This window comes from Streptomyces sp. NPDC037083 (assembly GCF_055606485.1).
The window spans coordinates 20720-30483 of the sequence record NZ_JBVJSQ010000028.1; the positions used below are offsets into that span (position 1 = coordinate 20720).

The 9764-nt window shown below is 67.1% G+C and carries 3 protein-coding genes and 1 pseudogene; 1 reads left to right on the forward strand and 3 read right to left on the reverse strand.

Going from position 1 to position 9764, the window contains the following annotated elements:
* Position 1: 1 nt before the first annotated feature.
* The 3 genes from ACZ7DE_RS39960 to ACZ7DE_RS39970 all read right to left on the reverse strand — a co-directional run bounded on the left by ACZ7DE_RS39960 (position 2) and on the right by ACZ7DE_RS39970 (position 8848).
* Positions 2 to 7102 carry an RHS repeat-associated core domain-containing protein gene (locus ACZ7DE_RS39960; protein ID WP_470769380.1) on the reverse strand — a complete coding sequence of 2367 codons (7101 nt, stop codon included), beginning with the start codon at positions 7100 to 7102 and terminating at the stop codon, positions 2 to 4.
* Positions 7103 to 7465: 363 nt separating this feature from the next.
* Positions 7466 to 7903, reverse strand: a complete 438-nt coding sequence (locus ACZ7DE_RS39965; protein ID WP_470769381.1) for a hypothetical protein — start codon at positions 7901 to 7903, stop codon at positions 7466 to 7468.
* Between the two features lie 783 nt (positions 7904 to 8686).
* Positions 8687 to 8848: a hypothetical protein gene (locus ACZ7DE_RS39970; RefSeq protein ID WP_470769382.1), complete on the reverse strand. Its 162-nt coding sequence runs from the start codon at positions 8846 to 8848 to the stop codon at positions 8687 to 8689.
* A 1-nt stretch (position 8849) separates the two neighbouring features.
* On the opposite strand from ACZ7DE_RS39970, the pseudogene ACZ7DE_RS39975 reads away from it, so the two are divergent.
* Positions 8850 to 9617, forward strand: a pseudogene (locus tag ACZ7DE_RS39975) (IS256 family transposase); the annotation flags it as partial.
* Between the last annotated feature and the right edge of the window lie 147 nt (positions 9618 to 9764).

Sequence of the window (9764 nt, forward strand, 5' to 3'; positions counted from 1 at the left end):
GTCACTTGATGCCGAGCAGCCTCTTGAGGCTGGTCGGTGTCAGGTCGACGACGGGCACGGGCAGCTTCTGTTTCTGGGCGCAGCGAGTGCTCCAGCAGAACTGGGCCGCCTTGGGGCCGTCGTGCTCCAGGAACCCCTGGACCTCGGCCTCGATACGCATGTCGAAGATCTTGACCCTCGCCTTGGAGGCCAACATGGCTGCCTCGGTCTTCTGCCCGACCGTCGGGTCACCGTACTCCGGCCTCGTCTGCGCGTAGTCGCCCATCGGGCCGCCGTGGGTATTGGTGCCCACGGCAATCTCTTCGCCCGGGTACATCTCCGCAAGCATGTCGAGCCCTTGAGCCGCGACTCCCTGCTCCGTCTCGGTGTCCCAAGTGAGGAGCCGCTCGCTGAAGCGCGCGACCGCGTCCGTGGTGATCGCCTCACCGCCGGCATGCTGAGTCGCCAGTGCGTCCTCGAAGACGACCGTCGAACCGGGCAGGGGCTGCACCAACTCGCCGACCTTCGCCGCGACTTGGGGAGCGATGGCGGGGTCGATGCGCGGCCTGGCGAACGTGCCGTCCGTCCTCGCCCTGCTGATTCCTGCCATCGCGCTCTCGAGTGGCGCCGCCAGTTCACCCATGAGGAGAAAGGCGATGGCATCCTCGGGATGCTTCAGGAACTGCTCCGTCGGATCGAGGATCAATTCGTTCAACAGGCCCCGGCCGGTCAGTCCCTTCCCGCACCCGAGCACACCCGCGCAGACCATCGACTGACTGCCTGTGGCGGGGACGGCCTGGGAGTCGCTGATCTGGTCGACCGTCCGGGCAGGGGCGCTGCTGTCTGCGCTGTCCTCATTGAAGAGACCGAAGGTGAGGAACTCTCCGATGGTTCTGTGAACCTCCTTGTTCAAGTCGGCGAAGTCCTTGAGCGCCGCGCCGACGCTGTCACCGAAGTCGTTGATGTCGTCACCGCTGACCTGCACCGATACCGGCCCGCCGGGGCAGTTGCCGTCGGGGCAGGTGGGGTCCTCCTCGTAGTATCCGGTGGGGTCGACGGCGTTGAGCGGGCTGTTGCGCACGTAGCTGTAGGGGTTCCACGACTGTCCTGACAGTGCGTCCGCCACGAGCGGGTCGGGTGCGGTGAACCTCCTGGTCCACGGGTCGTACAGGCGGCCACCTGCGTTGATCAACCCGAACTCGTCGTCGTGCACGTGTCCGGTGAATCCGGTCTTGATCCGTCCGGTTGCGGTGCTCGAGTCCGAGCCGTTCGCGTTGATGCGCTTGCCGAACGGCTCGTAGAACAACCGCTGCGTGACCGAGCCGGCGGAGTCGCTCACGGCACTGGTGCTGCCCAGGGCGTCGGTGAGGGTGTAGTCGATGCTCACGCCGGTGGTGCCGGTGTAGTTTGCCTGCGCGATAGCCCCGTCGGGGCCGGTCACATAGAACGTGTGCTCGGTCCCACCGGTGGTCTGCCTGCGCTCGTACAGGCCGCCGACGTATGTCGTCCTGTCGTTCCCGGAGCGTTTGGCGAACCGGGTTCCGTCGGCGGTGTAATCCAGGTTCCAGGTCTTGTCGTTGGCTGTGACAGTGTCCGGCAGCAGGTCCAGGGAGGTGTAGACCATGGTGCGGCCGTTCGCGTCGCGGTCACTCGGGTCGGCGGCGGGCGGAGTGCCGTCCCGCGTGCTTGCGCCGGAGAGTGAGCTCTCCCCGCCGGATTCCGTGGTGTCGGGGGTGCCGGCAGTCTGCCGACCGAGCGGGTCGTAGGTGTACGAGGTGGAGACGGGAGTTCCTGAGGCGGGGGTGTAGATGTGGCCGGTCACCGCGTGCGGATGGGTGGGGTCGGTGTAGGCGAGCGTCTCCGAAGCGGAGCCCTGGGTGACCGAGGTGAGGTTGCCCGATGGGTCGTAGCCGTAGTCACTGGCACGCGCCTTGGTTCCGGTGCGCAGGGTCCATTTGGTGAGCCGGCCCATCGGGTCGTAGTCGAAGGCCTCGCTTCTGTCGCTGCGGGTGTCTTCGCGAGTGTGGACCAGCCCGTCGTCGTGGTAGGTGTAGTCCAGACTCATGATCGTGGCAGCTGGGCGCGTGTCTGTCGGCAGAGTGTAGGCGTCGATCGACTTGAGACGTCCGGTCGTCGCGTACTGGTCGTGGTCGACGATCGCTCCGTTGCCGAGCCTGCCGCGCTTCAGGGTCATGTCGTCGGCCCGGGAGTCCACCGTCCACAGCGTCGTGGCGTGGTGCCCGGCGGTGGCGTCGCGGACGTCGGTGAGGTGCCCGGCGTGGTCGTACTCGTAGCCGATGGTGAACCGCTCGGCCTCACGGCCGGGAACGGTGGGGTAGGCGATGGTGGCGATCTGCCCGGTGACTGGGTGGTAAGTCAGGTCGGTGCTGTAGACCGTGCCGCCCCCTGCGGGGGTGTTGTCGGTGTAGTCGTCGCCGGCCGGGCGTGCGAAGGCGTCGTAGCGGTGGGCGACGGTGATGTTGTCGGGGCTGGTCGAGGAGGCGGGTTTGCCGATGCCGTTGGCGGCGGTGTCCCATGCCCAGGTGGCGACCCCGGTGGGGGCGATGCCGTTCATGTCGGCGCGGGAGACGAGTCTGCCGAGGTCGTCGTATCCGTAGACACGGGTCTGGTCGGACTCCTCGTGCCGGATCTGCCGGATCTGCCCGTATCCGTTGTACCGGGTGGCCGTGGTGCCGGTGTCGGGGTCGTCGCTCGACAGTTTGCGGCCGAGTACGTCGTAGACGTTGGTCGTGGTGTAGCGGCCGGTCTCGATGCTGCTGGTGGTGTCGTGCGGGGCGACGACCTTTTCCACGGTGTCGAAGGGTCCGTAGTGGTAGCGCGTGGTCACGTCCCGCCCGTCGTGCGCCTTGACCTCGGTGCTGTCGATGACACGGTCCTCGAGGTCACGGGTGATCCTGGTCTCGCTGCGTGCGGTTCGGGTCGTGGTGGTGAAGAAGGACTGGTCGTAGTCGTCGATGACCACCCCCGTGCCGGCGTCATTGGGCTGATGGGTTCTGACCGGCCGGTCCAGGCTGTCGTAGAACGTGTTCACTGCTCCGGGAGCGGTCGTGCCGGTCTTGTGCGGGCGGGTGCGGCTGAGCGGGCGGCCCAGCAGGTCGTAGGTCGTGGTGGAGGTGACCAGGTCGCCGTCGAAACCGCGAGTCCGCTGCTCGATCGGACGGCCGGCCGAGTCGCTGATCGCCTGGCCGTACTCGACCAGAGCGCCGGGGGGGAGAATGTCGCCGGGGAAGCGAGTGGAGGTGACCTCAAGCCCCGAGAACGCGGTCTCATCGAAGGAGTCGGGGCGTCCTGCGTAGGTGATGTCGACGGCCTCGGTACCGGGGGCTTCGGTTTTCACAGGGCGGCCGAGGTCGTCGTATTCGGTCCTCGCTATAACCCCGTTGGCGTCCATGCTTTCCAACGGGACTCCGTATCCGGGGTGGGTGAGAATTCTGGCGCTGGGCCGGTAGGCGGTCTGATCGTGCTCCGACCAGATCTGGGTCGGGTAGATGTGCTCGTCGGGCCAGTCAGTGAGCGCCGGTGTGTACTCGTAGTGGGTGACATGCGGTGGCAGGCCGGTGTCGCCGGACTGTTCCGCGATCTTCTTGATCTCGCCGTAGTCGCCGTAGTCGATGGTCTCGGTCTTGCGCACGTCTGGGTCGTCGGTATGGGCCTTCTCGGTTTCGATCGTGGTCAGCCGTCCGCGGTCGTCGTGGCCGAAGTCCACCCGTCGTTGGGTTCGATGCGGTTTGTCGGAGGTGTCGTCGGGTTCGATCGAGGTGGTCACCGTGGTCTCGGGCAGGTGGATCATCCAGCCACGGATCCGCTCCGGGGCCCCGTCGTACGCGGTGTGGGTCTTGACGGTGACGCCCTTTTCTTGATCCGGACCCCACACCGTGCTCTGGGCGTCGGTCACGTTCCCGTACGCGTCTTGTTCAGATGAGTACTGGGTCAGCCGTACCACCGGGTCCGAGCCTGTGGGGTAGCCGAACAGGTGGGTGCGTGGAGTGGGGTTGTCCGGGTCGCTGAGACTTCGGTCGATCTTGACGGGCCCCTCCGATTCGGCCACGGCACGCGAGAAACTCGGCAGTTGGGTGTTCTTCGGTCGCGCGTAGTAAGGGGCGTGACCGTCATCCAATACGGCTTCGTCGTAGAAGTGGACGGTGTTGATGCGCGCTTTGCCGACGCTCTTGGTCTTCTCGGACACGGTGTCGTCCAGGATCGGGGTGACCGTGGTCACCATCTTGGGTCGACCCGCGTAGGGGTAGTAGCCGCGCAGATCGGTCCGTGACGGTGCGACGCGGTTGTGGTTGCGGTATTCCGTGACGGTCTCGGTAGGGCGGCGCGGGTCCCACACCAGCGTCTTGTTGAAGCCGAGGAAGCCGCGTCCTTGGGCGTCCGCGACCGGGTCCTCGTAGGAGTATTCGACCACCCGGGCGTCGCGGTCGATCCGACGGTCGCTGTCGGGGTCGATCAGACCTGCACGCGAGACGACCTTGCGTACGACGTTCATCCCGCGCCGACGCACCGCCATGGTCGGGAATTCGTAGTAGGGCGTATCCGAGGCTCGCGGCGTGGCCGACCATTCGGTGGAGTAGGAGATCTCCTCGCGAGGCCAGGCGCTGTGCTCGTCGGTGACGGCCGTGAGCAGATCGGGCTGGTCTCCGTGGTTTTCCAGCACGACCAGGCGGTGATCGTCGTGGCCGTCGCCGTTGTAGGTGACGATGTCCAGGCGGCCGTCGCCGTTGAAGTCGCCGAGCTTGGACAGGCCCCACCCGAATTTGTCGCCGTGCCACTTGAGCTGGCTGGCCGCGCCGTGGTAGTCACGCCGGGCGCCGGTCGCGAAGATGACGGTGATTCCCTCATAGTCGCCCCAGCCCGGCAGCTCGGAGCCGGGACCGTGGGCCACCGAGTCGTGCTCGCCGTGGAAGATGACGAAGTCGGATCGGCCGTCGCCGTCCATGTCGCCGGTGTGCACCTCGACACCCGCTGCTGTCTCCCCCTCCCTGCGCGCGGGCGTCTCCTCCCACGCTGGCAGCTCGGTGAAGGGCACCTCCGCGGCGAACGCACCACGTCCCCCCGTGCCGTAGCGGATCTTGATGCTGCCGGCCTGGCCGGGGTGGGTCGTGTCTCCCGTCCGGCGGCCCCAGTCGAGGTACGCCAGGTCGGTGATCGCGTCGCCGTTGAAGTCGCCCCGGTACTGCGACCTGCCGTCCTTGACGAGGCCTGCGACCGTCACGTCGGATCGGCCGGACTCCTGGTGCAGCCCGTACTGATCGGAGGAAACCGCCCCGGGGCCGGTGCCGGGCATGGCGCCGCCGTCCGCGTTGCGCAAGGTATAGGCAGGGGGGTCCTGGACGATTTCGACCCGTCCGTCGCCGTCGGTGTCGACCGGGAAACTGTTCGCGCCGGCGTAGGCGTAATCGAACCCGCCGAAGTTCCAGTGCGGCGGGCGGGAGTCGCCCTCCATGGTGTCCGGAGTCGGGATAGTGAACAGCATGTCGGCCCGGCCGTCGCCCTCCAGGTCGCCGAAGTGGACTGTCGCGCCGGCGCGGTAGCCCTCGGGGAGCGGGATGGGCGCTCCGCCCCGGCTTCCTCCGGACGTCAGTCGCTTCGCGCTCTCGTCCCAGTGCAGGAACGCCCCGTCGATGGCCTTGTCGTCGACCTTGCCTCGGGCGAACACCTCGGCGATGCCGTCGCCGTCGGCGTCCGTATTGAGCAGCGGAGCAGACGGCCGCACCTGCGTGAGCGGAAGGTTGAACTTCCTGCCGAGCGGGGCGACACCACCGTCGTCCTTCTTGTCGCCGAGCAGGATGCGGCCGCCTCCGAGGCTCTGGCTGTCGAGGATCAAGTCATCGGCCCCGTCGCCGTCGTAGTCGGCCGGGTGAGAGACGTAGTCGGTCCGGCCGAGGAGCAGACGCGATGTCTCCTCCATCGCGGCGATCCACCCGATGTCACCGTCCACGGTGGCGGGGTCGAGGCGCGGCTGTCCGTCGGCATAGGAGAACTGTTTGGCCCACAGTCTGCCGCCGGCCTGGCCGACTTTCCTGACCGAGGTGAGGCGGCTGCGGGCCGATGTCGGGCCGACGTCGTAGTCGAATCTGTACTGCCACAACAGTTCGGTCCGGGCCGGGTTGGGTCCGAACATCTTGATCGAGTCCAGCCGGGTACGGAGGTGCCTGCGCACTCCTGCGCTCCAGGAGAACTCCTCGTCGGGCCGGCCCTTCTCGTAATGGAAGTCGACGTGGCGCCTCCGGGTCTCTCCGTCGGTGTCCACTGCTGAGTACGAGATCCGCTCAAGGAGCAGTTGCCTGCTGGACGTTACCTTGTTGGAGCCCGGGAACGTCGCGTAGTCAGGTTTGGTGTAGGAGTAGTCGATGGTGTTGCCGGACCGGTCGTACTCCTTGGTCAGCAGCCATTCGAAGTCCTCGATCTGAGATGGCTCACACGACGTGCTGAGGCAATGGATAAGCGCCGACTGCGGGGTGTACACACGCAGCCGCCGCCCGTCGCCTGTCCATGCCTCGAACTTCCCGGTCTTGGCCACCACGCGAGAGAAGCTGTTGCGCTCCGTGCGGTATTCGGCTCCCACCGTTCCGTAGTCGCCCTTGACCGAGACCAGTTGCTGTCCGTCCAGGCACAGTGCGCTCTTCTCGGGATACTCGACTTTGGCCCGCACGCCGTTGGCTGCGACGCTCTTCGCGCATCGTGTGATGCTCGACAGCCCGCTCACCCCCCAGCCCACGCCGGCGATGCCGTTGCCGCCGCCGCTGGAGTAGGAGAGCCCCAGCGAGGGCTGGAAGCCGCCGGGTCCGGCGGGCACCTCCAGCGGGATGGAGTAGGAGGCTTCACCGGTGGCCGACACGTTCAAGTGTCCCGGCAGATAGCCGGCGTTGTCGGCGCGTTTCGGATCCGTGGGGGAGTCGAAGTGCTTTCCCGCCGGCATCTCCGGTGGGGAGTTCGGATCGGGGGCGGCCCACGCCGGGCCCGGTCCGAGGCCGGTCGGCAGGTTGAGACCTGCCGAGGCGACCGCTGCCACGGAGATCAGGACCGCCGCGCGGCGGAGCCGCCCTCGTCTGCGGCGCTGGAAGGCGAAGGGAAACAGGACTGGTCGGAGATCCATCGAAGAGACCTTTCGTGTCAAGACTGGGGAGAGGCTCCTGAGCGCGGGTGGCGGCAAGAGGCAGGCGGGCAGTCCGGTGGTGGGGCCGGAACTCCGTCGCACGGCTGCCGCTCTCCGAGCGGTCGGCATCGGGGTGGGCCCGGGCGCGCAATCCGATTGGCGTCGCCATCGGAATGGGCACCGTGGCGGCCGTGTTCTGCGCAACGGACGCCGCAGGTACCGAGCAGCCGCTGCTCGGCATCCGGTATCCCACTCACCACGCCGCCGCCAAGAGGGCTGAGACAGAATGCGACGGTGGTCGGCACAGTCGTCGTCCCGACTGTCGCGATGCCCCGCGCAATGCGTGACGACGGGGCACTGCGGCTATCGCTTGCTGGGCGGCACTCGCGGCGTCGGCCGCGCCGACACATCTGTCGTCCCGCAGATGTCACTGGCCGAATCCCTCACGCGGCGCCCGGCGTCGACGACCTTCGGCGACTGGAACACCTTGAGCTGTTCCGGAGTCAGTGCCGATATCCGGTAGTCGACTTGTTCCAGCGACTTGGTGAAGTCGTGCATGGCGCTGGCGTATGTGTGGGCATCTGCGCTGATGCGCTTCGGTGCGTGGTCGGCCAGCTCACCGACGAGGTCGTCCAACCGCTCGTAGCGGGCGGAGCCGGCGGATTCGGCACCGTCGTCCCTCGCCGTGGACGCGGACGACTCCGAAGAGGAGGTGAGCTGCCTCAGCGCCGAGCAGTAGGCACCGGTGTCGGGACCGGTCGGCCCCTCCGCGCTCGCGACCGACCACAGACCCGTCCACATAGTCGCTGCCGCTGCTGACGCCAATCCGCCAAACGCTGCCACAACGACTATCTTCCGCCGCCGACCAGTCAAGGCATTCCTCGAAATCTCATGTCGCAATCCCAACAAGCAGACATATCGTCAGGCTGCAATCAGACGCTGCGGCAGCAGGTTTCATGTGCAGGGAACACAGGAAATCGGCCGCCGACGGTGATGGTTTCGGGAAGCGTAGGAGGCCGACTCCGATCCTGGGATGAGTAGTCACTGCCTACTGTGAGGACCGGCGTGGCCCTGGGAGCGCGAAGCCCACCTGGAGGCATCCCGGAGGCTGCACCACTGAAACACGTTGAATGCGCCGGCCCGGGGCGCACCATGCCGTTGCCACCGCCACGAGCAGCGCAGGCCCCGGGCACCTCATGCCGGCTGCGAGAAGCTGACTCTGAAGGGTTCGCTGTCCGCTTCGACGTACTCGCCCCCGGCGCGGACGCCGACACCACGGTGTTTGCGAAAGCGGCGGCCACAGGGCTGGCCCGGACACTGTCGTCGATCGCCGCCGCTGACGACACCGAAGGCCGCCGTAGCCTCGGAGACCGCCACAGAAGGGCGACGCGACGCTGGTCCGTCACAAGTGATCGCGCCGACCGGACGCGGTAACCGCGGCCGCCTGTCCGGCTACGCCCGCCACGCAGGGATGCAGTGCACTGGAGCCCGTCTACGCGACCGCGACCACCGCGACCGACTCCCCTCGGCGACTGCCCCTTCGGGCGCACCACTCGGGCATGCGCGATCGTGAACGAGCCCTCGCTAGATGGTGTCCCTCGTCGTGGTGTTGGCGATCAGCGGCTGGGAGTGCGCGGGCGTCTGCCCGGGGCGCACTCCCATGAGTGAGTACCGCTCCCTGAACAGGGGGTGGGCCACCGCGTAACTCTCCTTGGTGAACAGCCAGTTCAACCACGAGGAGTACACGATGGCCCTGTCCCAGTCTGAGCTGATACGGCTGCTTGAGTCACTACGCTCGACCGACGGAATCGAGCTGATCCGCGCCATCGCCGAGCGGATGGTGCAGGAGCTGATCGAGGCCGAAGCGAGTGCCCACATCGGCGCGGAGTGGAACGAGCACACGCCGACCCGGACCAACATCCGCAACGGGCACCGGGAGAAGGTGCTGACCACGCTGGCCGGCGATCTGGACCTGGAGATCCCCAAGGTCCGCACCGGCAGCTTCTTCCCCTCCCTGCTGGAACGCCGGCGCCGCATCGACCAGGCCCTCTACGCCGTCATCATGGAGGCATACGTGCACGGTGTCTCCACCCGCAGCGTGGATGACCTGGTCAAAGCCCTCGGCGGGGACAGCGGCATCTCCAAATCCGAGGTCTCACGGATCTGCCAGGCCCTGGACGAGCCGCTGACCGCGTTCCGCACCCGCCCGCTGGATCATGTCCGCTTCCCCTACGTCTACGTGGACGCGACCTACTGCAAGGCGCGGGTGAACCACCAGATCGTCTCGCGGGCCGTCGTGGCGGCCACCGGCATCACCGAGGACGGCAACCGCGAGGTCCTCGGGCTGATGGTCGGCGACAGCGAGAGCGAGACGTTCTGGAAGGAGTTCCTGCGCTCCCTGCGCGAACGCGGCCTGTCCGGGGTCCGCCTGGTCGTCACCGACCAGCACTCCGGCCTGGTCGCCGCGGTCCGCAAGGTCATGCTCGGCGCCGCCTGGCAGCGCTGCCGTGTCCATTGAAGCCGTAAAGAATCAAGGTGCTGCTTTACGGGTGCGGGCTCGTTGTCAGCCTGGATCCACCGCGCGATAGTCGGTCTGTGGACGACGGAATGAAAAGAGGTGCCTGCTGACCTGGGATGATGGGAGTTCCTACGCCCTCATCAG

Bases quoted from the DNA above. Each gene is read 5' to 3' on its own strand.
- ACZ7DE_RS39960 (WP_470769380.1), bottom strand. From the start codon at position 7,102: ATGGATCTCCGACCAGTCCTGTTTCCCTTCGCCTTCCAGCGCCGCAGA.
- ACZ7DE_RS39965 (WP_470769381.1), bottom strand. From the start codon at position 7,903: ATGTGGACGGGTCTGTGGTCGGTCGCGAGCGCGGAGGGGCCGACCGGT.